The 26,036-nt window shown below is 63.4% G+C and carries 27 protein-coding genes and 1 pseudogene; 18 read left to right on the plus strand and 10 right to left on the minus strand.

Annotated features, from left to right (window positions below; translation table 11 throughout):
* Window positions 1-59: 59 nt before the first annotated feature.
* The 3 genes from mutS to QNA11_RS13825 form a co-directional block, all read right to left on the minus strand.
* Window positions 60-2,720 (minus strand): DNA mismatch repair protein MutS, encoded by a 2,661-nt coding sequence (gene mutS / locus QNA11_RS13815; protein WP_283483475.1) that lies wholly within the window; start codon window positions 2,718-2,720, stop codon window positions 60-62.
* A gap of 192 nt (window positions 2,721-2,912) precedes the next feature.
* Complete coding sequence (locus QNA11_RS13820; protein WP_283483476.1) at window positions 2,913-3,794, minus strand: hypothetical protein; 882 nt, start codon at window positions 3,792-3,794, stop codon at window positions 2,913-2,915.
* Between the two features lie 211 nt (window positions 3,795-4,005).
* Window positions 4,006-4,962 (minus strand): GlxA family transcriptional regulator, encoded by a 957-nt coding sequence (locus tag QNA11_RS13825; protein WP_283483477.1) that lies wholly within the window; start codon window positions 4,960-4,962, stop codon window positions 4,006-4,008.
* Window positions 4,963-5,043: 81 nt separating this feature from the next.
* Between QNA11_RS13825 and QNA11_RS13830 the strand changes: the two genes are divergently transcribed.
* Window positions 5,044-5,766 carry a DJ-1/PfpI family protein gene (locus QNA11_RS13830; RefSeq protein ID WP_283483478.1) on the plus strand — a complete coding sequence of 241 codons (723 nt, stop codon included), beginning with the start codon at window positions 5,044-5,046 and terminating at the stop codon, window positions 5,764-5,766.
* Window positions 5,767-5,898: 132 nt separating this feature from the next.
* Here the strand turns inward: QNA11_RS13830 and cobS are convergent, their stop codons facing one another.
* Both cobS and QNA11_RS13840 read right to left on the minus strand, forming a co-directional pair.
* Window positions 5,899-6,897, minus strand: a complete 999-nt coding sequence (gene cobS, locus QNA11_RS13835; RefSeq protein ID WP_202070847.1) for a cobaltochelatase subunit CobS — start codon at window positions 6,895-6,897, stop codon at window positions 5,899-5,901.
* A gap of 34 nt (window positions 6,898-6,931) precedes the next feature.
* Window positions 6,932-7,525, minus strand: a complete 594-nt coding sequence (locus QNA11_RS13840) for a J domain-containing protein (RefSeq protein WP_202070848.1) — start codon at window positions 7,523-7,525, stop codon at window positions 6,932-6,934.
* Window positions 7,526-7,733: 208 nt separating this feature from the next.
* On the opposite strand from QNA11_RS13840, the gene QNA11_RS13845 reads away from it, so the two are divergent.
* From QNA11_RS13845 to QNA11_RS13850, 3 genes are all read left to right on the plus strand, one after another.
* A complete protein-coding gene (locus QNA11_RS13845) occupies window positions 7,734-8,045 on the plus strand; it encodes a BolA family protein (RefSeq protein ID WP_283483479.1) in 312 nt (103 codons plus the stop codon).
* Window positions 8,046-8,390: 345 nt separating this feature from the next.
* Complete coding sequence (locus QNA11_RS20755; RefSeq protein ID WP_502867567.1) at window positions 8,391-8,768, plus strand: DUF4189 domain-containing protein; 378 nt, start codon at window positions 8,391-8,393, stop codon at window positions 8,766-8,768.
* A gap of 93 nt (window positions 8,769-8,861) precedes the next feature.
* The gene (locus QNA11_RS13850) at window positions 8,862-9,887 is read left to right on the plus strand and encodes a hypothetical protein (protein WP_283483480.1); all 1,026 of its coding nucleotides are present in this window, start codon (window positions 8,862-8,864) and stop codon (window positions 9,885-9,887) included.
* A gap of 7 nt (window positions 9,888-9,894) precedes the next feature.
* Here the strand turns inward: QNA11_RS13850 and QNA11_RS13855 are convergent, their stop codons facing one another.
* Window positions 9,895-10,191, minus strand: a complete 297-nt coding sequence (locus QNA11_RS13855) for a DUF6156 family protein (protein WP_281929911.1) — start codon at window positions 10,189-10,191, stop codon at window positions 9,895-9,897.
* 154 nt (window positions 10,192-10,345) lie between these two features.
* Here QNA11_RS13855 and QNA11_RS13860 point away from each other — a divergent pair, with 154 nt between their 5' ends.
* From QNA11_RS13860 to QNA11_RS13880, 5 genes are all read left to right on the plus strand, one after another.
* Window positions 10,346-10,810: a hypothetical protein gene (locus QNA11_RS13860; protein ID WP_202070855.1), complete on the plus strand. Its 465-nt coding sequence runs from the start codon at window positions 10,346-10,348 to the stop codon at window positions 10,808-10,810.
* 87 nt (window positions 10,811-10,897) lie between these two features.
* Window positions 10,898-12,070, plus strand: a complete 1,173-nt coding sequence (locus tag QNA11_RS13865) for a phosphoserine transaminase (RefSeq protein ID WP_283483482.1) — start codon at window positions 10,898-10,900, stop codon at window positions 12,068-12,070.
* A gap of 60 nt (window positions 12,071-12,130) precedes the next feature.
* A complete protein-coding gene (gene vapB, locus QNA11_RS13870; RefSeq protein WP_202070857.1) occupies window positions 12,131-12,373 on the plus strand; it encodes a type II toxin-antitoxin system antitoxin VapB in 243 nt (80 codons plus the stop codon).
* 3 nt (window positions 12,374-12,376) lie between these two features.
* On the plus strand, window positions 12,377-12,778 hold the full coding sequence (locus tag QNA11_RS13875) for a type II toxin-antitoxin system VapC family toxin (protein WP_283483483.1): 402 nt from the start codon (window positions 12,377-12,379) through the stop codon (window positions 12,776-12,778).
* Window positions 12,779-13,024: 246 nt separating this feature from the next.
* Window positions 13,025-13,645: a L,D-transpeptidase gene (locus QNA11_RS13880; protein ID WP_283483484.1), complete on the plus strand. Its 621-nt coding sequence runs from the start codon at window positions 13,025-13,027 to the stop codon at window positions 13,643-13,645.
* Between the two features lie 302 nt (window positions 13,646-13,947).
* Here the strand turns inward: QNA11_RS13880 and QNA11_RS13885 are convergent.
* Window positions 13,948-15,281: pseudogene (locus tag QNA11_RS13885) on the minus strand (transposase).
* Between the two features lie 174 nt (window positions 15,282-15,455).
* Window positions 15,456-16,091: a Crp/Fnr family transcriptional regulator gene (locus tag QNA11_RS13890; protein WP_283483485.1), complete on the minus strand. Its 636-nt coding sequence runs from the start codon at window positions 16,089-16,091 to the stop codon at window positions 15,456-15,458.
* Window positions 16,092-16,262: 171 nt separating this feature from the next.
* Between QNA11_RS13890 and leuD the strand changes: the two genes are divergently transcribed.
* The 6 genes from leuD to ptsN all read left to right on the plus strand — a co-directional run bounded on the left by leuD (window position 16,263) and on the right by ptsN (window position 21,907).
* Window positions 16,263-16,868: a 3-isopropylmalate dehydratase small subunit gene (gene leuD, locus QNA11_RS13895; RefSeq protein WP_283483486.1), complete on the plus strand. Its 606-nt coding sequence runs from the start codon at window positions 16,263-16,265 to the stop codon at window positions 16,866-16,868.
* A gap of 144 nt (window positions 16,869-17,012) precedes the next feature.
* Window positions 17,013-18,014 carry an LPS export ABC transporter ATP-binding protein gene (gene lptB / locus QNA11_RS13900; protein WP_202070862.1) on the plus strand — a complete coding sequence of 334 codons (1,002 nt, stop codon included), beginning with the start codon at window positions 17,013-17,015 and terminating at the stop codon, window positions 18,012-18,014.
* A 123-nt stretch (window positions 18,015-18,137) separates the two neighbouring features.
* The gene (locus QNA11_RS13905) at window positions 18,138-18,743 is read left to right on the plus strand and encodes a sensor histidine kinase (RefSeq protein ID WP_283483487.1); all 606 of its coding nucleotides are present in this window, start codon (window positions 18,138-18,140) and stop codon (window positions 18,741-18,743) included.
* Window positions 18,744-18,888: 145 nt separating this feature from the next.
* On the plus strand, window positions 18,889-20,478 hold the full coding sequence (rpoN, locus tag QNA11_RS13910; RefSeq protein ID WP_283483488.1) for an RNA polymerase factor sigma-54: 1,590 nt from the start codon (window positions 18,889-18,891) through the stop codon (window positions 20,476-20,478).
* 243 nt (window positions 20,479-20,721) lie between these two features.
* Window positions 20,722-21,285: a ribosome hibernation-promoting factor, HPF/YfiA family gene (hpf, locus tag QNA11_RS13915; protein WP_283483489.1), complete on the plus strand. Its 564-nt coding sequence runs from the start codon at window positions 20,722-20,724 to the stop codon at window positions 21,283-21,285.
* A gap of 157 nt (window positions 21,286-21,442) precedes the next feature.
* Window positions 21,443-21,907, plus strand: coding sequence for a PTS IIA-like nitrogen regulatory protein PtsN (gene ptsN / locus QNA11_RS13920; RefSeq protein WP_202070866.1), 465 nt, complete (start codon window positions 21,443-21,445; stop codon window positions 21,905-21,907).
* Between the two features lie 19 nt (window positions 21,908-21,926).
* Here the strand turns inward: ptsN and QNA11_RS13925 are convergent, their stop codons facing one another.
* Complete coding sequence (locus tag QNA11_RS13925) at window positions 21,927-22,217, minus strand: con-10 family general stress protein (RefSeq protein WP_202070867.1); 291 nt, start codon at window positions 22,215-22,217, stop codon at window positions 21,927-21,929.
* Between the two features lie 156 nt (window positions 22,218-22,373).
* Window positions 22,374-23,171: a response regulator gene (locus QNA11_RS13930; protein ID WP_202070868.1), complete on the minus strand. Its 798-nt coding sequence runs from the start codon at window positions 23,169-23,171 to the stop codon at window positions 22,374-22,376.
* Window positions 23,172-23,218: 47 nt separating this feature from the next.
* Between QNA11_RS13930 and QNA11_RS13935 the strand changes: the two genes are divergently transcribed.
* The 3 genes from QNA11_RS13935 (at window position 23,219) to fumC (ending at window position 25,783) form a co-directional block, all read left to right on the plus strand.
* Window positions 23,219-23,740, plus strand: coding sequence for a NepR family anti-sigma factor (locus QNA11_RS13935; RefSeq protein WP_283483490.1), 522 nt, complete (start codon window positions 23,219-23,221; stop codon window positions 23,738-23,740).
* A complete protein-coding gene (locus QNA11_RS13940; protein ID WP_283483491.1) occupies window positions 23,737-24,306 on the plus strand; it encodes a sigma-70 family RNA polymerase sigma factor in 570 nt (189 codons plus the stop codon). Before QNA11_RS13935 ends, QNA11_RS13940 begins: the two co-directional genes overlap by 4 nt.
* A gap of 79 nt (window positions 24,307-24,385) precedes the next feature.
* Window positions 24,386-25,783 (plus strand): class II fumarate hydratase, encoded by a 1,398-nt coding sequence (gene fumC, locus QNA11_RS13945; RefSeq protein WP_283483492.1) that lies wholly within the window; start codon window positions 24,386-24,388, stop codon window positions 25,781-25,783.
* Window positions 25,784-26,036 lie beyond the last annotated feature (253 nt).

Raw genomic sequence — 26,036 nt, forward strand, 5'->3', positions numbered from 1 at the left:
CAAAGGGCGGCGTGACAAGCGCCGCCTATATCTGGCAAAGCGCGCCTTACAGCTTGCTTTTAAATCTTTGCCTTCAGCTCGTACAGCGCCGCCAAGGCCTCGCGTGGGCTCATTCGATCGGGGTCTATCTGCTTGAGCGCCTCTCTGAGCGCATCGCTCGGCTGCGTCGATTGGAGGACGTGTTTGAACAGTGGCAGATCGTCGATCAGCGCCTCGACCGGCGCGCGCCGGTCGGCCGCCTCCAACTCCGCCAGAATGGCGTGCGCGCGCGTCACAACGCTCGTGGGCAGCCCGGCAAGCTGCGCGACATGCACGCCATAGGAACGATCAGCCGCGCCTTTCACGACCTCGTGCAGAAAGACTACGTCGCCTGCGTGATCGGTCACCTTCATGGTGAGATTGACCAGCCGCGCCATGCGTTTTGTCAGTTGCGTCAGCTCGTGGAAATGCGTGGCGAAAATTGCGCGGGAGCAATTGATCTCATGCAAATGCTCCATCGTCGCCCAGGCGATAGAGAGGCCGTCGAAGGTCGCCGTGCCGCGGCCGATCTCGTCGAGAATGACAAGCGAGCGCGAGGTCGCGCAATTGAGGATCGCGGCGGTCTCCACCATCTCGACCATGAAGGTCGAACGCCCGCGCGCAAGATCATCCGAAGCGCCAACGCGTGAAAAGAGACGATCGACGACGCCGAGACGCGCCTCTTGCGCCGGCACGTAAGAGCCCGCCTGCGCAAGAAGCGCGATCAGCGCATTCTGGCGCAGAAAGGTCGATTTGCCCGCCATATTCGGGCCCGTGACAATGGCGATGCGGCCGGCCTTGTCGCCGGAGAGTTCACAGTCATTGGCGGCGAAGGCCTTGCCTTGCGCTTGCAACGACGCCTCCACGACCGGATGGCGCCCGCCGATAATGACGAACTCTAGCGAATGATCGACATGCGGCCGGGTCCAACCGCGTTTCTCGGCGACCTCGGCGAGCGCGCTGGCGACATCGAGCCGGGCGAAGGATTGCGCCAGCGCCTGTAGATTATCGGAGCCGGCGAGAATCTCTCCGGCGAGCGCGTCGAAGATTGCAAGCTCACGCGCCAGCGCGCGATCGGCCGCGGAAGCGATCTTGCTTTGCAGCTCGACGAGTTCCTGCGTCGAAAAGCGCATCGCGTCGGCCATGGTCTGACGATGCGTGAAGGTCGAATCGAAAGGCGGGCGCAACAGCTTCTCGCCCTGCGCGGCAGGCGCTTCGAGGAAGAAGCCGAGAAAGTTGTTGTGCTTGATTTTGAGCTTCGCGCCGGTCTGCTCCGAGTAACGCGCTTGCAGCGAGGCGATCACCACGCGGCTCTCGTCGCGCAGCGAACGCGCTTCGTCGAGTTCGGCGTCGCGACCCTCGCGGATGAAATCGCCATTACGCTTGTCGAGCGGCGGGCTGTCTTTCAGGCTTGTCGCAATTTCGTGAGCGAGCGCAGCGTCGGCGGTTGCGAGCGTCGCCGCTTCGCGAGCGATCTCCGCCGGCGCCTCGGCGCCTGAGAAGATCGCCGCAATGTCGCGGGCGGCCGAAAGCGCCGCCCCGACGCTCGCAACGTCGCGCGGCCCGCCGCGCTGCAATGCGAGACGCGAGACGGCGCGCGCGAGATCGGGCGCGCGTGCGAGCTTTGCCCGCAAGGACGCGCGAATTTCTGGCTTTTCGAGAAAGAAAGCCACGGCGTCGAGCCGCGCGTCGATCAAAGAAGGATCGGTGGAGGGCGCGGCCAGCCGTTCGGCGAGAAGCCGTGCGCCAGCGGATGTCACCGTGAGATCGACAACCGAGAGCAGCGAGCCCTCGCGTGCGCCCGAGAGCGTGCGGGACAGCTCCAGATTGGCGCGCGTCGCCGCGTCGATGTCGAGCGTGGCGCTTTCGCGCAGGCTCATCGGCCGCGACAACGCCGGGCGGCCGCCTTTTTGCGTGCGCTCGACATAAAGGATAGCGGTCGCCGCGGCGGCAAGCTCCGCCTCGCTGAGCGCGCCAAAACCTTCGAGCGTCGAAACGCCGTAGAAATCCATGAGCCGCCGCGCCGCGTCGCCGGCGTCTCGCCCCAGCGGAGCGACGGGCGCGCCGAGCCCTGAGAAGATCGTTGCGAGCGCCTCTTCCCGGCACAGCGTTTCGGCGGCGACGATCTCGCGCGGCTCCAACCGCGCCAGCGTGGAGGACAATTCGCTTTGCGCGCAATCGGCCACCGTAAACACGCCCGTCGAAATATCGACGCTTGCGACGCCATATCGCCACGCCCCATCGCCGCGCGCGCGGGCGACGGCGGCGAATGCATTGGCGCGCGCCGGGTCGAGCAGCGCGTCTTCGGTGATCGTGCCCGGCGTTACGAGGCGCACCACGTCGCGTTTTACGACGGATTTGGCGCCGCGCTTCTTGGCTTCGGCCGGGTCTTCGATCTGCTCGCAGACGGCGACGCGGAACCCGAGCGCGATCAGCTTTTGCAGATAATCATTGGCGCGCTCGACCGGCACGCCGCACATTGGAATATCTTCGCCGAGATGCTTGCCGCGTTTGGTGAGCATGATGCCCAGCGCGCGCGAGGCGATTTCGGCGTCCTCGAAAAACAGCTCGTAGAAATCGCCCATGCGGTAGAAAAGCAGGCAATCGGCGTTTACCGATTTGATCTCGATAAATTGTGCGATCATCGGCGTCGCGCGCGCCGCGCCGGTCTGATCCTGCCCTTGCTCCGCTACTTTTTCCATGGCCGCACTTTAGCGGCGGCCCGGCGGCGGCGCCATTCGAGGCGCCGCTTTCATTGTGGAGCGCGCATGAAAAAGCCCCGGATCGAAGACCCGGGGCTGCGCCTACCTCCAGAGCGCCAGGAGGATGATGATCGGGATCGGCACCCCGAGGAGCCAGAGCAGAACGGAACGGCCTACGCCCATTTTCGCCTCCTACCAACGCATGGCGGATGAGAAGCCCAGATTCTCGTCGCGGTGACGCCCGCCCAGCGTCGCGCCGCCCCAGGCGGAGGCCGCCGCGAGCAGCATCGCCGCCGCGGCGACGAAGCTCGCGATGATCCCGGCCTTGCGGGCCTTGTCGGCAAGCTCCTTGGCGCGCGCGTGATCGTCCCTCACCTGCTGCGCGACGGCGTCGACCCGGGCGCCGGCGTCGGCGGGAGAGACGCCGCTCGTGGAAGCGAGCACATTTTGAAGATAGCTGCGATCCTCGCCGCTGATCTCGCCCGTCGCCTGGCCACGCGCGACGATGCGCGAGACGATCTGCCGCGTCTCGGCCTCATTGGCGCCTGATGGAGCGGCCCCGGCCCGCGCGCCGCCGTCGCCGCGCATGAGCGTGTCGACGCGATAATCGACCGGGTTGGTCATCCCGCTCTGCTGCGCCTGCTGGGTCGCCTTGTCCACGCCCGCTTTGCCGAGGTTGTAGAGGGACGAGCCGGCCGCGAAGGCGACGATAAGAATAGCTGTCGCCCAGACCACGAGCCCATGCGCGCCGTCACGCACTTCCGCCTCGTCGCGCGGCGCATCGATATTGCGGCGGCGCAGCCGCCCGCAGACATAGCCGCCGGCGGCATAGCTCGCGACCGTCACCCACAGCACCCAGAGCGCCAGCGCGAGAGCGTGGGTGAAGGGCGACGCGCCCTCATAGGGCGAGGCCAGCGACAACCCGATTCCGGAGCCGAAGGCCGCCATGACGAAGGAGATGGCCGTCGTTACGGCGACGCCCGCGAGAATGGCGCCCCAATCGACGGCGGTGAAACGCGAGAGCGCCAGGCGCTCGGCGGTGGGCTCCAGGCCCCGCCCGATGACGTCTGCCATGGCGACCTCCTACCGCAGACCGAGGAGCGACAGGATCGCCATGACGATCACGACCAGACCGATGAGATAGATGATGTTGTGCATCGCGGCCTCCCTTCGGCGCGCAGTTGCGCCGGGAGCTGAAAAGAGATGCGACAACGCGGGAGAGGGGCGAATGTTCCGGCGCGCGGGCGGGGGCGAGGAGGCCAGGCTGCGCGCCGCTTGCGTTGGATTACGATGAAATCCCGCGCGCCTGTCGGCGCAAACCTTGAGGCGGCACGCCAAAGGTTTGGACAAAAGCGCGACGCATTCTTTCAGGGTCGCCGAAGCCCACTCTGTCGGCGATGATTTCGATCGGTTCGACTCCCGCCTCCACACGTTCGCGCGCAACCTCGAGCCGCAGCCGCTCGATGGCTTTGGCGGGGCTCAAGCCCGTTGCCGCCGCAAAGGCGCGGCTGAAGTGGCGCGGGCTCATGCACGCTTCTTCCGCGAGCTTTTCGATCGTCCACCGCCGATCGAGCCGTCCGCGCACTTTTTCGAGCAGAGACGCGAAGCGATGGTCCGGACTATCAAGCTCGAGCAGCGTCGAAAATTGCGACTGTCCGCCCGGCCGTCGATAATAAACAACCATCTCCTGCGCCGCGCGCTTGGCGACCTTCTCGCCCAAATCCTCCGCCGCCAAGGCAAGGGCCAGATCGACGCCGGCGCTGACGCCCGCCGACGTCCAGACCCGGCCCTGGCGGATGTAAATGCGATCGGCCCGGGTCTGAACCTGCGGAAACCGCCGCGCGAAAGCCGGCGCGGCGCGCCAATGGGTCGTCACGGAGAGTCCGTCGAGCAGCCCGGCCGCGGCGAGGATGAAGGCGCCGGAGCAGACGCTGCAGAGCCGGCACGCGCGTCGATCGGCGTCGCAAACGGCGTCTAGGGTCTCGTTGCACGCCATGGCGGTTCGTGCACCCTCGCCGCCAACCACGATCAATGTGTCGATCGTCTCGATCTCGCAAAGCGCTTCGACCGGCAATTCGACGCCCGAGGAGGCGCGCACGCGCCCCTTTTCCTTCGCGGCCAAAACGATGCGATAGGCGCCGCCAGCGACAAAACGCGACGCGATCTCGAAAACCGCAATGGGGCCGGCGGCGTCGAGGAGCTGAAAGTCCTCGTAAAGGAAAAAGGCCACGGTCCGGATCATGGCCTAAAATGAGGGAAAAAGGTCGTTTCGACAATGACGCGCCGAAGGTGAAATAGGAGCGCCCGAAAATGGAGGCGCCCAGTGAGCACACGCCCTTTCACCATCGTCTTCGCGCTCTATGACGGAATGACCCAGCTCGATTTCACCGGCCCGCATGAATTTCTGAGCCGGACGCCCGGGGCCGTGACCCTTGTCGCCAGCCGCGACGGCGGCTCGGTGAAGTCTGACCGGCTCGAATTCGGCGGGACGGTTCCGCTGGGGACTGTTTCAGACTGCGACCTGCTCTGCGTCCCCGGCGGGCTCTCGGCCACCGCAGTCGCGCTCGACCGGGTCTTCATTGCGGAGATCAGGCGCCTAGGGCTCGGCGCACGCTATGTGACGTCGGTTTGCACCGGCTCGCTGATCCTCGGCGCGGCGGGGCTTCTGAAAGGGAAGCGCGCCGCTTGCCACTGGGCCTGGCGCGATCTCCTGCCGCTGTTCGGCGCCATCCCGCAAGCGGATCGGGTGGTGCGTGACGGCGACACCATCACCGGCGGCGGCGTGACGGCGGGAATGGATTTCGCCTTGACCGTCCTCGCCGAAATCGCCGGCGCCGAGGTGGCGCAGGCGATCCAGCTCGGCCTCGAATATGATCCCCAACCGCCCTTTCATTCAGGCTCGCCCCAATCGGCGCCGCCGCAAGTCCTCGCCCGCTTTCAGGCGACCGCCGCCCCGCTCATCGAAAAACGGCGCGCCCAGGCCGAGGAGGCTGCGCGACTTTTGGTTGGGGATGAGTCCACGATTGAGACGGACGTCACACTTTGATCCGTCGTTAGCCTTCCGTCATTGCGAGCGAAGCGAAGCAATCCAGGGCCGCGGTGGCTGCCCTGGATTGCTTCGTCGGCTTCGCCTCTTCGCAACGACGGGTCACGCTTCCCAAAACGCCGATTCCGTCCCTTAGGTCATCACCACATTCACCGCGCTCTCCGGCAGCTCCTTGCCGAAGCAGCGCTGGTAGAATTCCGCGACCAGCGGGCGCTCCAGTTCGTCGCATTTGTTGAGGAAGGTCAGGCGGAAGGCGAAGCCGACGTCGTTGAAGATTTCGGCGTTCTCGGCCCAAGTGATAACCGTGCGCGGGCTCATGACGGTCGAGAGGTCGCCGGCCATGAAAGCGTTGCGGGTGAGATCGGCCACACGCACCATTTTATTGGCGACGTCGCGCGTCTCCTTGGAGACGCCATAGGATTTGACCTTCGAGATCACGATATTGGTCTCGGCGTCGTGGGACAGATAATTCAGCGTCGTGACGATCGACCAGCGGTCCATCTGCGCCTGATTGATCTGCTGCACGCCGTGATACAGGCCCGAGGTATCGCCGAGACCCACGGTATTGGCGGTGGCGAAGAGGCGGAAGCCCGGGTGGGGGCGAATGACGCGGTTCTGGTCGAGGAGCGTCAGGCGACCGGAGACCTCCAGCACGCGCTGGATAACGAACATCACATCGGGACGGCCCGCGTCATATTCGTCGAAGCAGAGCGCGACATTGTGCTGGACCGCCCAGGGCAGAATGCCGTCGCGGAACTCCGTGACCTGCTTGCCGTCCTTGAGCACGATCGCATCCTTGCCGACGAGATCGATACGCGAAATATGGCTGTCGAGATTGACCCGCACGAAGGGCCAGTTGAGCCGCGCAGCCACCTGCTCGATATGGGTGGATTTGCCGGTGCCATGATAGCCCGTGACCATCACGCGGCGGTTGCGCGCGAAGCCCGCGAGAATGGCGAGAGTCGTCTGCCGGTCGAAGAGATAGTCCGGATCGATGTCCGGCACATGCTCGTTGCGCTCGGAAAAGGCCGGAACCACGAGATCCGTGTCGATCCCAAAAACCTCGCGCGCCGAAACCTTGATGTCGGGCACGCTTTCGAGACCCGAGCCGGATTTAACTTCTTCGACCAAAACCGTCCTCCGTCTGGCGGGCCGGCACTCGCGCTCAGGCGAGCCGCGCGGCCCTCAGCGTCTTATAGGCATGAATGATTTCCCGCAATTTCTCCTCGCGGGAGCGATCGCCGCCATTGGCGTCGGGATGGTGACGCTTGACGAGCTCCTTATAGCGCGCCCGCACCGCCTCGGGTCCAGCCGTCTCGTCGAGATCGAGCGCCGCGAAAGCCCGCATCGTCACCGGCGAATAACGCGGCTCGCGCTTCTCGGGGGCGCGCCGATGGAATTTGGCGCGGTTCATCCCCAGCGGGTCCGCCGTCGGGCCGCCCTCCTCGCGAAAGCCCGTCGCGCCGCGGCGCGTGCCCATCGCCCAGGTCGGGCGGTGGCCAATGGTCGCGTCCTTCATGTAGCGGGCGACGTCGGCGTCATTCATCCCGTTGAAATAATTGTAGGTGGCGTTGTATTCGCGAACATGGTCCAGGCAGAAGCAGAAATATTGCCCCTCGCGCAGCCGGCCCATGGGGGCGCGATAGGCGCCATCGGCCTCGCAGCCCGGCGAATCGCATTTCATCGTCGACTCGCGCTTCTCCTCGCGCGGCCGACGCTGCGTTCTGATACGGTCGAAGAGGGGCGAATTCAGATCCATCGGGTTTCATTATGATGGCGCGGGGCGGCGCCGCAAGCGCGAACCGCGCCAATTTTGTTGTGCGCCCGATCTTGCAAGAGAGGCGCCCGGAGCTTGGCGCTTCTTCCGATTGCGTCTAGAGCGAGCAACGGAATCGGCGCCGGGTGGAAAGACCGGAGCGGGCTCCCGCGAGGAACCCGCTCTCGAGCTCTAGACATGGAGAAGGAATATGGCGGATCAGGGTAAAGGCGCCGTGAAAGGGCCGGTCGCAGCGAGCATCGAGTCGAAGCTCACCGAGGCGCTCGCGCCGATCGCTTTGAATGTCATCGACGAATCGCATCACCACGCCGGCCATCATCACGGCGGCGACAAGCGCCACGGCAATGAGAGCCACTTCAGGGTGGAGGTGGTGAGCGCCGCCTTCGAGGGCAAGAGCCGGGTGGAGCGCCACCGGATGGTAAATGCCCTGCTGGCCCAGGAGCTTAAAGAGGGGTTGCATGCGCTGGCGGTGACGGCGAAGGCGCCGGGGGAACCGACCTAACCGAATTTCATCCCACGATGCTCGCGTGCGAACAGCCGGCGGCGCCCTCGCAAGAAATAACAACTCAATTTGGGATCTCTATGCAGACCTCGCTAACGCGCGAGCTGCGGTTTTGGAGAAGGGCTAGTCCCTACCATCGTCCGGCTCTTGCATGGGAGCCGCCTCGCAACAGGCTTTCTGAATATCTTGGAAGTGAGAGCCGACGTCAAACCTCCGCGAATATAGGCCCCTAAAGTGTAGCCGAGCCATGACTCTTCCACTAATATTACTGGCCCTTGTCTAAAGGAGGTTATGGTGAAACACCGAAACTTAATTGCTGCGACACTCTGTTTCAGCGTTGCGAGTATGGTATCCCAGGCCGCCGATTTTCAACAAGCGCCACTGACACTGCCGACAATTATCAAGCTCACAGGCGGACATCGGTGGATTTCTATCGCGACTGCGAGATGGAATGATATCAATGGACGCGCTCGTTCGGCAGTTGGGTTTGCCGAAGGCCAGTCTGCTAGCGCTGCTTCGGCCGAAGCGATCCGTCAATGCCAAGAGCGAGGTGGGCGCGGATGCGCCACTCTCGGCACATATGACAACGGGTGCTTCTTCGTCACAATCGGAGTCCGATCAGGTTCTGTCTCTATCGGAACCGGATCGACACGGCAGCGTTCAATCGAGAACTGCGAAAACGAGGGATATATCTGCCAGAAACCGATTGGCGGCTGCGTATAATCATTATGCTGGGCGGAATCGATGCGTGATGCCCATTCGCGGTTGCAAATCGCAGAACAACTTGCATTGAAATCAAAGGAAATAGCGCCGCTGATGAAAGTTTATTTCTGCATCAATGAAAGCGGCCTCGTACACTATATCGATCATTTGCGCGCTGCCGTGCGCTCGGCGCGGCAGATCGGCCGGCTGGAGCCGCATATTCTCTTCGACGGCGACCCGGCGATCCTGAAAGAGGCGCTGGCTGGCTGCGAGGCGGCCATACACCGACAAAAATCCAGCATCGCCGACGAGATCGCGCAGACCGAGGAGACGGCCGAATGGCGCAGAGGCGTTGCCGAAGGCGCGCTGCTGCGGCTGGAAATTCCGGTCGTCGAAACCGACGATGATTATGTCCTCTACTGCGACTGCGACACGCTCTTCACCCGGGCGGTGGATCTATCTGGCGTAAAACCACGCTTTCTCGCCGCCGCCCCGGGTCATAATCCCAATGAATGGGACATGATTTGCTCCGGCGTTCTGCTGCTCAACGTCAAAAACATGCGGGCGGAATACCCCCGCTATATGAAATATGCGGCGGCAAATCTTGGCCGGCCTGCCTATTACGATCAGGAAGTTCTCAACGAATATTTCGTCGGCCGCATCGACCGCCTACCCATCGAATATCATTGGAAAACCTATTGGGGCGCAAATCCGCTCGCCTATATCGTGCATTTCCACGGGCTGAAAAGAACGCATCTTGCCTGGATGAGCGACCCCATTCGAAGAGCCGAGCTGAAAAAGCTCTATTTTCTCATCATGTTCGAAAACGATGGTTTCGACTATTATGGGAAGGTCTTCGACAGCATCGCCGTCAATGAGGCGCCGTCCTTTGCGCGGCTGATTTTGGGGCGCCTGAATGACGTTCTGAAATTTAGCTTTCGGCGCGCCAGGAAATTATTTTATCGGCTCCTCATGGAGAACGTCCCATCGACTTTCGACGAGACGTCTTACCTCTACAACAACCCCGACATCGCGATCGGCGTCTACAACGGCGCCATTCGCTCCGGGTGGAGCCACTACCGCGTCCATGGAAAGCTGGAGGGCCGCCCGGGCGGCGCGGTCGAGAGCAAGGCCGTCTAACCCAGCCTCACGCCCGCACCGGCGCCCCGTTCTCGTCGCAATCGACCTCCGTCACCTCGTCTCCCAGCTCGACGCGCGCGCGCAGGAGCGAGCCGTCGTCGCGATAGGCATATTGGTGGGAAAGCTCCACCTCGCCATAGACCAGCTTCTCGCAGGTCGCGATGCGGCCAGAGGCGTCATAGCTGACCCGAAAATAAGTATTGCGATTTCCCAGCTCGCTTTCGGCCAATGGCTCGACCAGCTTGAGCGGCATGCGCACGCCGCTATAGGTGAGAAAATAGCGATATTCTTTGGCCTGCGACATTGTCGATCCTCCCGTTTTCTTATGCGTTATGTGCCTAGAAAGAATCGCGCCAACATCGATCCGGCACGACGCTTGCGGAAAGCGCTCCGAGCAGCCCCTCGACGGGCCTGCATTGTCGCAACTGCGACAGAATACATGAAGAGGAGTGCGAGAAATGAGACTAGCCGAAGCCTACGCCAGCGCAACGATCGAACAAATCGAAGCCGCCCTCGCCGGCGGCAAGCTTGTGGTCTTTTCCGTCGGCCGTCCGCCGTCGCCGGACCATAAGGTCACCCGCAGCGCCGCCCTTGCCGAATATGTCTTCGCGAGCCCGGCCGTCGATGACGCCAAGACCCCCGTCTTCGCCGAGAACCCCGTTACGGTGGCCTTGGTCGGAACGCCGGGCTGGGCCCGTGCGTTTTCCGCCGACGGCGCGGTCGTGGCCGATTTCTCCGCCGGAGCCGGCGCTGCCGAGATCAAATTCGACAGCATCTCCGCGACCCCGGGCTTTCCCCTCAAGGTTCTGTCGCTGAAGATCTCTCTGCCGGCCGAGACGGTCACCTATGAGAAGACGGAATATGGCCATATCTATCTGACTGGCCTGGAAAACGCCCATCGCAAGCTCTCCGTGCGCGGCTGATCCACGCCTCTGGGAGTCTTGACGATTTCGTGACGAAAGCGTAGCGCGGGGCGGACTTTTCTCGTCCCGCCTTTCTCAGGACATCCCATGGCTACGACGTCCAAACCCGGCCAAAAGCCGGCGAACCCGCGTTTTTCCTCCGGCCCCTGCGCCAAGCGTCCCGGCTGGTCGTTCGAGAACCTCAAAGGCGCGGCGCTCGGCCGCTCGCATCGCTCCAAGGCCGGCAAGGACAAGCTCGCGCAGGCCATCGCGCTGACCCGCGAGGTTTTACAGGTTCCCGCCGATTACCGCATCGGCATCGTGCCGGCCTCCGACACCGGCGCGGTGGAGATGGCGCTGTGGTCGCTCCTGGGCCCGCGCGGCGTCGACGTCGCCGCCTGGGAGAGCTTCTCGGCCGATTGGGTGACGGACGTCATCACGCAGTTGAAGCTCCCGAACGCCCGGACCTTCACCGCCGCTTTCGGCGAGCTGCCCGATCTCTCGCAGATCAATTTCGACAATGACTTCGTCTTCGCCTGGAACGGCACCACGGCGGGCGTGCGCGTGCCCAACGCCGATTTCATCCCGGCCGACCGCAAGGGACTGACGATCTGCGACGCGACCTCGGCCGCCTTTGCGCAGAACCTCGATTTCGCCAAGCTCGACGTCACCACCTATAGCTGGCAAAAGGTGATGGGCGGCGAGGCGGCGCATGGCATGCTGATCCTCTCGCCGCGCGCCGTGGAGCGGCTGGAAAGCTACACGCCGGCCTGGCCAATGCCCAAGATTTTCCGCCTGACGCACAACGGCAAGCTCGTCGAGGGCATTTTCGAGGGCGACACGATCAACACGCCCTCGCTCCTTGCGACCGAGGACTATATCGACACGCTGAGCTGGGCGAAGTCGATCGGCGGCCTGCCGGCGCTGCGCGCCCGCTGCGACGCCAGCGCCAAGGCCGTCGCGGATTGGGTCGCAAAGACGCCCTGGATCGAGCATCTCGCCGAGAATCCGGCGACGCGCTCCAACACCGGCGTCTGCCTCGTCTTCTCGGGCAAGAGCGCGGCGCAGAGCGAGGCCGAGAAGGCGGCGCTCGCCAAGAAAATGGTCGCCATGATCGAGGCGGAGGGCGCGGGCTTCGATTTCGGGGCCTATCGCGACGCGCCCCCCGGCTTCCGCATCTGGTGCGGCGCGACGGTGGAGGCGTCCGACGTCGCGATCCTGACGCAATGGCTCGACTGGGCCTATGCGGAGGCGACGGCGGCGGTCGAGGCGGTTGGCTGACCTTGATGCTCCCTGCGCGTTGATATATCTTTTTCGGATATATCCGCGCTGGAGGCTCATATGGACAAAGCGAAGCTATTCTGGTCCGGCCGTTCACAGGCGGTGCGGCTGCCGAAAGACTATCGCATTGAAGCGGATGAGGTGCGAATCCGCCGGCGCGGCGACGCGATCATTCTCGAGCCAATCCCGAAAGACTGGACTTGGCTCGACACGCTCGCGGGAACGCTCTCCGAGGACTTTCTGGAAGAGGGCCGCGAGCAGCCGCCCATCCAAGAGCGTCCTGACCTCGACAGCGTATTTTGATCCTTGCGCTACCTTCTGGACACCAACGCCGTCATCCACCTCCTGAAGACGGCGGACTCCGCGCTCGCACGAAGGCTGCGCCGGCACCGGCCGGAAGACGTTTGCATCTCGGCGATCGTCACCCACGAACTCTATTTCGGCGCCTTCAAAAGCGCTCGGGTCGAGGCCAATCTCGCCCGGCTGCAAGCCTTGCAGTTCGAGGTGCTGCCCTTCGACCTGGAAGACTCTATCGCCTCCGGGGAGATTCGCGCGAAGTTGCGCGCGGAAGGGACGCCCATCGGCCCATATGATCTCCTCATCGCCGGGCAGGCGCTGGCGCGGGGTCTCACGCTCGTTTCCGCGAATGTAAAAGAGTTCCGCCGCGTTGAAGGGCTGACGGTCGAAGACTGGACCCACTCGGGCTAATCCGCGCTTCCCGCCCGCGTTCCGCCCTCCCCGGCGTCAGGCGGGAGCTATGCTCCCGTTCTAGCTCTTATACTGTTGCACGAGAGTCACTCCCCACACGGAAACGCGCGCCTGTCGCCCAGGTGGGGCGCTTCGCGCTTGCGATGGCCGAGCGCCTGCGAGACTAATCAAGGTGATCGCTTTCCCGCGCCTAGCTTGGCGGCGCGGGGCTTTTTGTCTTCTGCCGCAATCGAACAAGGGATACTCATGCGACGGCTCGTCCTAGCATCGCTCTGCATTTTTGCCGCTTCCGGCGCCCTCCTCTCGCAAAGCCAGGCGCGCAGCGCCGCTCCCCAGGCCGAAACCGATCCGCTGACCGAACTCTTTGGCGGCGCGCCCGCCGCCGCCCCCGCGCCGACCGGGCCCGACGGTCGTCCGCAGGCCGTCGCCATCCCGCGCGAGATCGTCGCGCTCGACGCCAAATATCCCGCCGGCACGGTTATCATCAACACGAGCGAGCGCCGTCTCTATTACGTGCTCGGCAATGGCCAGGCGATCCGTTACGGCGTGGGCGTCGGCCGTCCTGGCTTCGAATGGTCGGGCGTGCGCTATGTTTCCAGCAAGCGCGAATGGCCCGATTGGACGCCCCCGGCCCAGATGCTGCGCCGCCGTCCCGATCTGCCGCGCCACATGGAGGGCGGCCTCAACAATCCGCTCGGCGCGCGCGCCATGTATCTGTCGGGCACGCTCTATCGCATCCACGGCTCCAACGAGCCGGAGACGATCGGTCAGGCCGTGTCCTCGGGCTGTATTCGCATGACCAATGACGACGTCACCGACCTTTATGACCGCGTGAAGGTCGGCACCCGCGTGGTGGTGACGCGATAAGCGACGCGCTTGGGACATTCTGAAAGCGGCCGGCCTCGGTGCCGGCCGTCAGTTTGTTGGCGAACTCCCAAGGCGGCCTCGTCCTTCGAGATGCGAGCTTCGCTCGCTCCTCAGGATGAGACCTAAGTGTTTGGTATCATACGCAGAAGCCCCTCATCCTGAGAGGCTGTGATTTTTTCGCGCTATCGGCCTGGAGTGGTGAGAAGACCTGCTTGCGAGGCGTCGGTCTGCGGCAAAGTCGGCGGTTGGGGCGCAGGGGAGGCTTTGGCCGCGCCGGAGGGCTCGGTCGCCGGTTCATTTCCTCACGCCGCCCGCAGCCGCGCCTCGGTGATGATGTTCGAGGCGAGAGCGAACCAGCGCATCCAGGTCTCGACCTTTTCTCTGCCGCGCAGCAGCAGATGGTCGAGCCCGAGATTGCGGAGTTTGGCGTGGACGAGCTCGCAACGCGCGCGCCGTCGATAGATGCGCTTGCCCTCCTCGCTCGCCATGCGGGCGCGCCACGCGGCGACCGCCGGCGCGTCGGCGGCGCGCGGCTCGTAGGGATCGCGGCCCGATTTCGACTTCGGCGGCGGGCAATAAACGAGCGTTCCGGCGGCGGCCGCCGCTTCGATATCCTCCTCGCGCAAATAACCGCCGTCGACCAGATGGACCTTGGCGCGTCGTCCGTAGGTCGCCTCGATGGTCGCGGCCATTGGCTCCGCCAACCCTCGATCCGAGCCGACCGTCTCGCACGATGTCGCGACCACGATGCCGTTCGCCGGCAGGCTGGCGAACTGAATATTGTAGGCGGGACGAAAGCCGCCGTCGGCCATCTTCATCACGCGCGCCTGCGCATCGGTGGTCGAGGCGCGCGGCTCCTTCTGGGCCTTCGTCTCCGCCTTGTTGGTCTTCATCCGCTTTTCGCGCAGCTTCTCGGCTTCGCCCAGCGCCTCGAGGGCCGCGGCGACCCGCGCCTCTCGGTCCCGCGCCGCCCGTTCGCGCGCCGCCTTCCGACGTTTGCCCGACGCGCCCGGGTCGGCGTCTTCGTCTTTGGCCAACTGCTCGATCAGAGCCTTTGCCTTCGCCAATTCCTGCTCCAACGTCTTACGGCGACGGAACGACGCCGCGCCGGCGTGCGCGCGCACCCGCACGCCGTCCTGGGCGATCTCGTCCAGGTCGATCAGCCCGGCCGCCGACAGGCTCGCGACATGCTCGGCCAGCAGGCGCCCGATCCGTTCGCCCTGTCCGGTCCGAAACGCCGACAGCAGCCGATGATTGACGCTCACCCCGCCGCACAGCCAGCGAAACGCAGCGTCGCTCTCGCAAAGGCGCGCCAGCTCCCGCGCGCTGCCGACGCCGCGCGTCGTCGCATACAGCCAAAGCGCCAAAAGAAGATGCAGCGACGTCTGCGGCATGCTGGGCGCGCCTTCGCGCGCCTTGACGCCGAAAGCAGGTCGGAAAGATCCACCTGCGACGCATAGGCCCAGATCAGCCGCGCATCATGCTCTTCGTCGATCAACGCGTCGAGATCGCAAACCCGCAATGTTATCTCGTCGCGAACCGGCTCCCGCAACCGAACGCCGCCCGCCTGCTCCGGCCGCCGCCGCGCCGCCTCGCGCGCAAGCCCGTCGAAAAGTTCATCAGCCACTGGTTCCATCTCCGAGCCTCAACTCAGAGAATCATCAAAATTCAGCGCGGCCAACCAAAAAGTCACAGCCTCTGAGGAGCCTGCACAGCAGGCGTCTCGAATCACGAGGGGCGTCAACACAACATTGTTTGCGGTCTCACGGCCGGTCTCGACGCCGGCCGTTTGGCTGTACGCCGCCGCGGGTCAAGCGTCGCTACGAGACCGCGCCAGCTCCACATTATGCTGCATGCGCTTCATCATCAGCTTCATGAGATAGAAGCCGAATTGCGGATTTTGCGCCGCAAGCTCCAACAATTCGTCGTAGCGCACGCTCAGGAGCGCGACCTCGCTGACGGCGACGGCCGTCGCCGTGCGGCGGTTCTCATCGGTGAAGAGCCCCATCTCCCCGAAACACGCTCCCGGCTCGAGCGTGACGCCGAGCTCACGCAGTAAGATCCGGCCGCGCACGAGGATATAGGCCTCCTCGGAGAGATCGCCCTTGCGATACAGCGTGAGGCCATCGGGCAGCGCGAGATGCTTCATGTAGGGACGGAGCCACTCGTAATCGAATTCGCCCCCGCTCGCCGCGCTGGTCGCCGACCGCATGTCGCGGATGAGCCTTTGCATCTGCCGCAGGCGGAAGATGTTGATCGGCGCCATGAAGGCGTTGAGCGCGAAGAGCGGGTAATAGCCCTTGAGAAAAAAATAGGCGGCGAAAAGCGCATTGGCGAGGATCGCCGCAATGCGCAGCGGGATCATCGTATTCGATACGAAGACGAAGACATTCGCCGCCGCAGCGAGATAGCCGATTGCCTCGACGAGCCAATTTCCTGGAATCATCGCCTGCCCGAAATCGCGCCGTTTTGCAGATCATATCAGAAAGGCCGGCGCGCCTGCGAGCCTCCGCGCCCGCTTCTCGAACCGAAACTGGCGGGAAGCCTTCCGCCGCTTTGCGCTTGTGCGGGCAATTTGCTAAAGGGCGCGTCAACTCTTAAACGCGCCAGGCAGGATATGGAAAAGTTCACTACGCTCACCGGGGTCGCCGCGCCGCTGCCGATCATGAACGTCGACACGGATATGATCATCCCCAAGCAGTATCTCAAAACCATCGCGCGGACGGGCCTCGGCAAGGGTCTCTTTTCCGAGATGCGCTATGGCGAGGACGGGTCCGAGAACCCCGATTTCGTGCTGAACCAGCCCGCCTATCGCCAGGCGACGATCCTGATCGCGGGCGATAATTTCGGTTGCGGCTCTTCGCGCGAGCACGCCCCCTGGGCGCTGCTGGACTTCGGCCTGCGTTGCATTATCTCGACGAGCTTCGCCGATATTTTCTACAATAACTGTTTCAAGAACGGCATTCTGCCGATCAAGGTCTCTCAGGCCGAGCTCGACAAGCTGTTCGACGACGCGGCGCGCGGCGCCAACGCCACGCTGACCGTCGACCTCGAAGCCCAGGAGATTCGCGGTCCCGACGGCGGCGTCGTGAAATTCGACATCGACCCTTTCCGCAAGCATTGCCTGCTGAACGGCCTCGACGACATCGGGCTGACGCTTCAAAAGGCCGATAAGATCGACGCTTTCGAGAGGACGGCCGGGCAGTCTCGCCCCTGGGCTTAGAATGGCCCGCAACGGAAGCGCGGCGCAGAACCATCTAGCGGCGCAGCCGCGCCTGAGTTAGGAACGCGGGGGACGACGCCTGACCGGAAGAGCAGGCGCCGCCGGGGGCCGCAATTGCCTCTTCCCAGTTCTCGACGGACGCCCTTGACTAGATTCGCCGGCCTTGCGACGCGCCTGCGCGCCGCCGCCCAGTCTCTGACCGGGCCAATCGGCGCGCTCCAGGCGCGTCTCGGCAAGACGACTCCTTCCCATAAGAAGGACGATCTGGCCGAGGCCGACTGGCGCGGCGAAGACGCTGCTGAAAATTTAGGCGCTTTTCCGGAGGACGCCCGCGTCTGGGCGCAGCCCAAATCCGCCGATCCGAGTGGCGACCCAAGCGCCTTCGCCGCCGGGTCTTATCTCGAAGATCCCGGCTATGACGGACAGGGGCTTCTCTCTGTCCATAATCTCGCCAAGGCCTATAAATCCCGCCGCGTGGTCGAGGATGTGAGCCTTCACGTCGCGCGCGGCGAGGCCGTTGGCCTGCTCGGCCCCAATGGCGCGGGCAAGACGACCGTTTTCTATATGATCACCGGGCTGGTGAAGCCCGATAAGGGCGTGGTGTCGCTCGACGGATATGACGTAACGCCCTTGCCCATGTATCGGCGCGCGCGCCTCGGAATCGGCTATCTACCGCAGGAAACGTCTGTTTTTCGTGGGCTTTCTGTCGAGGACAACATCCTTGCCGTTCTCGAGATCACCCAGCCCGACGAGAAGAAGCGCAAGGACGAGCTCGAAGGCCTGCTCGACGAATTCCGCCTCACCCGCATGCGGCATACGCCGGCGGTTGCGCTCTCCGGCGGCGAACGCCGGCGCTGTGAAATCGCCCGTGCGCTTGCCGGGCATCCGTCCTTCATGCTGCTCGACGAGCCCTTTGCCGGCATCGACCCGATCGCCGTCGGCGGCATTCAGGACCTTGTGCGGCACCTCAAGGCGCGCGGCATCGGGGTGCTCATCACCGACCATAGCGTGCGCGAAACGCTGGGCCTGACCGATCGCGCCTACATTATCTACAACGGCCATGTGCTGACCGAAGGGCGACCTGAAGAGATCGTGGCTAATCCCGATGTGCGCCGAATATATCTCGGCGAGGATTTTAGGATGTAGTTTAACCTGCCAAGCTTTCAAAATTTGAGGAGAATTGATTTAATCCTTGCGGTTGCGCAAATAGATTTGGAGGCGCCAGTGGGTAGTCTCGCTTCGGACTTTTCCGGCAGAAATGCCGAGCTTATGGCTCATCTTCATGAAAAGGATCAGGAATTACAGCAGTTAAAAGAGAAATATAACGCGCTTTGCCGGCGCTTTAGAGATAATCTCGCGACGATTTCCATGCTTTTTGCCGCTCAGGCGCGACGAACCGTCCAGCCGGAACTTTGCCGCAAATGCGTTTCCTGTCTGGTCGGTGTCTATGATCTGGAAGATATTGGCGACGAACGGATTTCCATGGCGGCATATCTTCCGACGCTCTCCAAGGTGCTGGTCACGAGCTTCGACAACCGAATCAGGTTGGCGACCTCCGTCGACCCCGCCATCACGCTCGACTTCCGGCGCGCCCACTGCATCGGCCTTATCTACGCAGAAGCCGCCTCGAACGCGCTCAAACACGCCTTCCCCGGCCTCAGCTCAGGCGCTGTCTATGCGACGCTGCGCATCGATAGCGCAAAGCTCACGCTGACGGTCGTCGACAGCGGTTTTGGCTTCGACGTCGAGATCGCGACGCGGCAGAGGTCGGAAGGTTTGAATTTCATGCAGGAGCTGGCGCGCCAGATCGACGGCGACCTCGGCATCAGGTCGTCGCAAGCCGGCACGACCGTCTCGCTCACCTGCCCACTCTAAAGGATTCGAGGGTTAGTGATTAACCTTTAGGCGTTTCGGCTCTGACGGCGCCGTCTATTTGGCCCTGCCGAGCTTTCTGCCCCGTGCTATAAGCAAAAAACAGGCCGCGAAAGTGGCCCGGAGACAAGCGTGCGAGTGGGCGCAGATGGCGATTTCGACCAAGCTGATGATGCGTCAGGGCCAGGCCCTGGTGATGACCCCGCAGCTCTTGCAAGCGATCAAGCTGCTGCAATTTTCCAATCTGGAGCTTTCCGCCTTTTTGCACGACGAGCTCGAGCGCAACCCGCTGCTCGAGGCGCAGGAAGGCGACTACGCCGACGGTCCAGCCGCGGAGCGCGAGGCGAGCCATTCCGACGATTTCCGCGTGGAATCGCAGGGCGAAGCGGATCATTTCGGCGCGGAGCCTCACGAGGGCGATTGGGCCCGCGATTCGCTCGCGGTCGATTCCGCGACGCTTTCCTCCGATCTCGGCGCCGATTTGAGCAACACCTTCGACCCCGAGGGCCCGGCGGTGACAGCCCAGGCGCCGCGCGAGGCAATGGAAGGCGCGGGCCTGTCCGCGACCTCCTGGAGCGGCTCCGCCGGCGGCGGGGGCGACGATGGCGAGGCGCCCAATCTCGAGGCTTATGTCGCGTCCCGCCCCAGCCTGCACGAGCATCTCGCCGAACAGCTCGCGCTTGTTTGCCCGGAGCCCGGCCGGCGGATGATCGGTCAGGCGATCATCGACGGCATCGACGAGACCGGCTATCTGCGCGAGGCCATCGAGGAGATTGCAGACAGGCTCGGCGCGGGCCTCGCCGAAACCGAGGCGGTGCTCGCGGCGATCCAGAGTTTCGAGCCATCCGGGGTGGGCGCCCGCGATCTCGCCGAATGCCTGGCGATTCAGCTCAAGGAGCGCGATCGCTACGATCCGGCGATGCAGATTTTCGTCGCTAATCTGGCCCTTGTCGCCAAGCGCGATTTCGCTCAGCTCGCCAAGCTCTGCGGCGTCGACGGCGAGGACATCGCCGACATGGCCGCCGAGCTGCGCAGCCTCGACCCCAAGCCCGGTCGCGCCTTTGGCGATTCGCCGATCCAGCCGCTCGTCGCCGACGTCATCGTGCGCGCGGCCCCCGACGGCTCATGGCATGTGGAGCTGAATTCCGACGCGCTGCCGAGGGTGCTCGTCAATCACAGCTATGCGGCGAAGGTCAGCGCCGGGGCGCGCGACGGCGACAAGACCTTCATCTCCACCTGCCTGCAGAACGCCAATTGGCTGACGAAAAGCCTGGAGCAGCGCAGCCGGACTATTCTGAAGGTCGCCTCGGAGATCGTCCGCCTGCAGGACGCTTTTCTCGCCAAAGGCGTGGAACATTTGCGGCCGCTCAATCTGCGCACTATCGCCGATGCGATCGGCATGCACGAGTCGACCGTCTCCCGCGTCACCTCGAATAAATATATGATGACGCCGCGCGGCATCTTCGAGCTCAAATATTTCTTCTCGGCCTCCATCGCGACAACGAGCGGCGCGGAGGCGCATTCGGCCGAATCCGTGCGATTCCGCATCAAGCAGATGATCGACAGGGAGACGGCGGACGACGTGCTCTCCGACGACGCCATCGTCGCCAAGCTGAAGGCGATCGACATCGATATTGCCCGGCGGACCGTCGCCAAATATCGCGACAGCCTGCGCATTCCTTCTTCGGTCGACCGCCGCCGGGCGAAAATGGCGATGGCGCGCGAGCAAGTTCATTGAATTGTGAATAGGGCGGGCGCCGCCGCCTCATTTTGCGGCGCCCATTGACTTCGCAGCCCCAGGCTTCTAACGCTGCCCGAAATTCCGCAACGTTCCGCGGGAAAAACCGTCTGAACCGCGGGCCCGTCGGGGCGCGTCCGGGTCTCGGAAGCATATAGAAGAAAATCCGTAATTGGCGGTTAGCGACAGCGAGGCGTCTCGGCCTCGATCACGATTGGCCGCGTTTCGGAAAGGCAAAACGGCATGTCCCTGAGAGTTTCAGGCAAGAACATCAACATCGGCGAATCGTTGCGCGTCCATATCACGCAGCGTCTCGAGCAGACCACGTCGAAATATTTCGACGGCGGCGTCAGCGGCCATGTCACGATCGCGCCTGAAGGCTCCGGCTATCGCGCCGATTGCGCGCTGCATTTGACCTCGGGCATCGTGCTCCAGACCGACGGGCGCGGGCACGAGCCCTACGCCACATTCGATCAGGCGGCCGACCGGCTGGAGAAGCGCTTGCGCCGCTACAAGGAGCGGCTGAAGGGCCATGGTCAGGCCCCCGAGGCGCCGGAGGTCGTGCCTTATCACGTGCTCGAGGCGCCCGATCAGGAAGCCGAGGCGCCCGTCGAATTCAGCGCCGCCGTGGTCGCCGAGAGCACAACCAAATTGCGTCGCCTGTCGGTGTCGGCCGCGGTTCTCGACCTCGACCTGTCGGGCGCGCCAGTCATGGTCTTCCGCCATGCAAATACTGGCCGCGTGAATATTGTCTATCGGCGCGCCGACAACAATATCGGATGGATCGATACCCCCGGCGGCGCATAGTCGAGCATAGAAAGCGCGTTCCGAGGTAAAGAGAAACGCCGCCGCGAGGACAGAGAAGACATAATCGTGGCTTTCCCGGCATGTATCTTGCGATTCCTTCCCGGCGCTGTCGCCAGGTGAAGGCGGTTCTCCAACGCTTGAACGGATAGGGCGTCGCATGCGGCTCACGGATCTTGTCACGCCGGAAGCAGTCATCGCCAATCTGAGGGCGACGACGAAAAAGCAACTGCTTCAGGAACTGAGCGAGCGGGCGGCGAAGCTCTCCGGACTGTCGGCGCGTGAGATCTTCGACGCGCTGCTGCATCGCGAGCGTCTCGGCTCAACGGGCATCGGCGAGGGCATTGCCATACCGCATGGCAAGCTCGCGAAGGTAAAGTCGATTTTTGGGATTTTCGCCAGGTTGGAGCGACCGGTGGAGTTCGAGGCGCTCGATGGCTCCCCGGTCGATCTGGTGTTTCTCCTGATCGCGCCAGAAACCTCCGGCGCCGATCACCTCAAAGCCCTTGCCTGCGCGGCGCGGATGCTTCGCGACCCTGGCCTAGTCGCAACCATCCGCGCCACGCGAGACCATGACGCGCTTTACTCTTTAATCTCGCAGCGTTCCAAGCCCTACGCTGCGTAACGCTTTTGCTGCGGGCGTCTTAGATAGACGCCCCCCGCTGCTGCTTCGGCTGTCCGCCGCCGTGCGAGGCGTGACCGCCCTTACGGCCAGCTTCCGACGCGAGCGTATGATCGCGCGAGAAACTGCGCTTCGACGGATTGACGCTCTGCCCGCCCTTGCGGCCAGCGCGCGCCGCCAGTTCCGGATTCTGAGAGAAGCTGCGCTTGTCGTCCGGGACGCTCTGGCCGCCCTTACGCGCAATCGCCCGCTGCTTCTCAGGATCCATCGACGCAAAACCTCGATTGGATTTTTTCACTTGCACTTCCTGCATGGTCGCCTCTCTTGCCCCCAGCGCCACGCGTATAACTTGCCTAATCGGCCAAGGTTTCTGCAATCGTGGAATATACGTAGCTAAGCTTGCGACGTCGCGAAAAAGCCCTTGGTAATTGTACTTAAATCGATTTTTACAGCGATTTTGACCTATCGATCAGCCAGACTTCCGTTGCGACCTACGGTTGAAGAAGAGAGCCTGACTTATCACGGCCTTAAGGCTCTCGACGCTGAACGGCTTGGCGACCAAAAAGGCAGGCTCCGGCGGCGCGCCGGTCAGAAATCGCTCCGGATAGGCAGTCACGAAGATCACCGGAGTCGAAAGCGACCCCAAAATTTCGTTCACCGCATCCAGGCCGGAGCTGCCGTCGGCAAGTTGAATGTCGGCGAGGATCAAGCCGGGCTTGCCGATCTCGGTGGTTGCGATCGCCTCCCGGTGGGTGCGCGCGATTCCGACGACGTTATGCCCCAGTTCCTCCACAATGCTGCGCAGATCATGCGCGATCAGCGGCTCATCCTCGATGATGAGGACGTCCGTTGCGATCTGGTCGGCAATTTCGGCGTTCGCCGCGTTGATAAGCTCCGCGGCCTCCCGTTCGGGGACGTCAAGCGTTTCGCCGACCTGTTCGAGATCGAAGCCTTCCAGGGCGTTCAACAGGAAGGCGATGCGCGGTCTGAGCGAAATCGCGTCGAGGTTGTGGCGCGCGCCCGCGTCGTCGAGCGCATCGCCCGCCCCGGAATGAACAGCGACCGGCGCGGCGGACCAGATGTCGAGGAAAAGCTTGTAGAGGGAGACCCTCAGATCCTGGCTGTCATGAAGGCGTCGCGGCTCCGCGACAACAGCCTCGAGCGTTGCGAGAACATAAGCGTCGCCGCCTTCTCGATCGCCCACCAGGGCCCGGGCAAAGCGGCGCATATAGGGAAGGTGAGCGGAAATCTCTTGTGAAACAGACATGTTACGCCACTCCGGAGGCGGCTGCTGAACGGAAAGGAAGCGAAAGCATGAGACCTGCGTCAAAACAATCCGCACAATTTAAGGAACCAATCCGTGAGCGCGGCGTTTTGCTCTCCGTGCAACGCACTATACCGCGCGACGAAATCGGTCCGCCACAGAAAATCATGACTTTGCCGATCGGGGGCTCCATGGCGAAAAACAATCCGGAGAATGTTGTTGCGCGTGTGCAATATGGGCAGGACCAGCCGCGCGCCGAGACGCGACATTCACCGGGAGCGCTGCAGCCAGGCATGGCGGTTTTTGCAGGGGGCCTCCAGGCGGACGACGGCCCCCGGCGCGGGAGCGAGACCAACGTTAGGAAAAACGGCGTAACTCTTTGTTCCGCCAAAATAACAAGAAGCCCACATCATGTCGATTTTGGGGACGCCCTCGGCAAAGAGCTTCGAAATCTCTATGACGATCTGGTCGCTCAGCCAGTTCCGGAACGATTTCTGAATCTCCTGAACCAGCTAGAAAAGAATGTGGTATCGTCGGGCCTGTCGAGCAGCGCGCCCGGGGAGAGAGAGTGAGCGCCGAAAGACAAGGATCCAGCGACGGACAAAGTCTCAAGAATGACCTGATCGCAGCGATCCCCAGCCTGCGCGCCTTTGCTATTTCGATTTCGGGCAGTTCCGACCGAGCGGACGATCTCGTGCAGGAGACCCTCGTCAAAGCATGGGGGAGCCTGGACTCCTTCGCCGAGGGCACGAATCTCACTGCCTGGCTTTTCACGATTCTGCGCAACATCTACTACAGCGAGCATCGTCGGCGCCGCCGCGAGACGTCAGACCCCGACGGGGAGATGGCCGCGCGCCTGGTCACGCCGGAATCGCAAAATGCGCATATGGACTTCCTGGATTTTCGCGAGGCGCTACAGAAGCTGCCGCTCGATCAACGCGAGGCGCTGATCCTCGTCGCGGCCCAGGGCATGTCCTATGAGGAAGCCGCCGAAATCTGCGGCTGCGCCCCTGGCACCATGAAAAGCCGGGTCAATCGCGCCCGCAACCGCCTGGCCGATCTTATGTCGCTCCCCAATTCCGGGCGCGAGATCGCCGAACCGCGCGCCGCCGCGCTGACGCCAGCCGGCCGAGATTGAACCGCCGCGCGAAATGCCGCATAGGGAGCGCTGTCCCGCGCCCCGCGCGCGGTCACGACCAGCTTCTCGAGCGAGACCGATGACTGAAGACAACCGCATTGAACGCGATTCCTTTGGCGATATCGCCGTGCCGTCCTGGGCCCTGTGGGGCGCGCAGACGCAGCGTTCGCGGGAGAATTTTCCCATCGGCGGCCAGCGCATGCCGATCGAGGTCGTCCATGCGCTCGCGCGCGTGAAGCTTGCCGCCGCGCAGGTCAACGCCGCCAAGGGGCTCATCAAGCCGGAAATCGCCAAGGCGATCACGGAGGCCGCGCAGGAGGTCATCGACGGTAAATTCGACGATCACTTCCCGCTGGTCGTCTGGCAGACGGGCTCCGGCACGCAATCGAATATGAACGTCAATGAGGTGATCGCGAACCGGGCCAATGAGCAGCTCGGCGCGCCGCGCGGCTCCAAGGCGCCCGTGCACCCCAACGACCACGTCAATTGCGGCCAATCCTCGAACGACAGCTTCCCGACCGCCATTCATGTCGCCGCCGCGCTCGCCATCAGCGGCAAGCTTCTGCCGGCCGTCGAGCGCCTTCATGCGGCGCTGGAGCGCAAATCCTCGCAGTTCGCCCATCTGGTGAAGATCGGCCGCACCCATCTGCAGGACGCGACGCCCGTCACGCTCGGCCAGGAATTTTCGGGCTACGCCGCCCAGGCGAAATATGGCGCAGCGCGCATCCGCGCCACGCTTCCCGATCTCTTCGCCCTCGCCCAGGGCGGCACGGCGGTCGGCACCGGCGTCAATACGGCCAAGGGCTTCGCCGAGGAAGTGGCGGCGCATATCGCAAGCCAAACCGGCCTGCCCTTTGTCACGGCGCCCAATAAATTCGAGGCGCTCGCCGCCCATGACGCCGAGGCTTTCGCCCATGGCGCGATCAATGCGCTGGCCACGGGCCTCTACAAGATCGCCTGCGACATCCGCCTGATGGGCGCCGGCCCGCGCGCCGGCCTCGCGGAGCTGAAGCTCCCTGAGAACGAGCCGGGATCGTCGATCATGCCGGGCAAGGTCAATCCGACGCAGGTCGAGGCCATCACCATGGTCTGCGCCCGCGTCTTCGGCAATCATCAGACGATCACCTTCGCCGCCTCGCAGGGCCATCTCGAGCTCAATGTGATGAAGCCCGTCATCGCCTTCGCGCTGCTCGAATCCGTCGACCTGATGGCCTCCGGCATCGACAGCTTCATCACCCGCTGCCTCGAGGGCGTCGAAGCGGATGAAGCCAATATCAAACGCTTCCTCGATCGCTCGCTGATGCTTGTCACCGCGCTCGCGCCGAAGATCGGCTATGACGCGGCCTCCAAGATCGCCCGCGCCGCGCATAAGAACGGCACGAGCCTCAAGGAGGAGGCGCTGGCCTCCGGCAAGGTGACCGAGGCCGAGTTCGATGAGATCGTGCGGCCGGAAAAAATGCTGGCGCCGAACGACTGATCCGGATTCAGCCCAACTTCCCGGGCGATAACCCTCATTGCGAGCGAAGCGAAGCCATCCAGAACCGCGACGTGGCTCTGGATTGCTTCGTCGCTTCGCTCCTCGCAATGACGGGAGCGCTGTTCGAGCGGGTGTTCGGCGGGAGGAAGCGCTGGGGACAATTTCCTCCCGCCGATTCGGAAGCCCCCTGGCGTCAGCCCCTGCTTCCGACGCCCGTTTTTTAAGAACGGACGATGCATTCTTGAGCGAATCC

It is taken from the genome of Methylocystis sp. JR02 (genome assembly GCF_030063565.1).
In the GTDB taxonomy this organism is placed as follows: domain Bacteria; phylum Pseudomonadota; class Alphaproteobacteria; order Rhizobiales; family Beijerinckiaceae; genus Methylocystis; species Methylocystis iwaonis.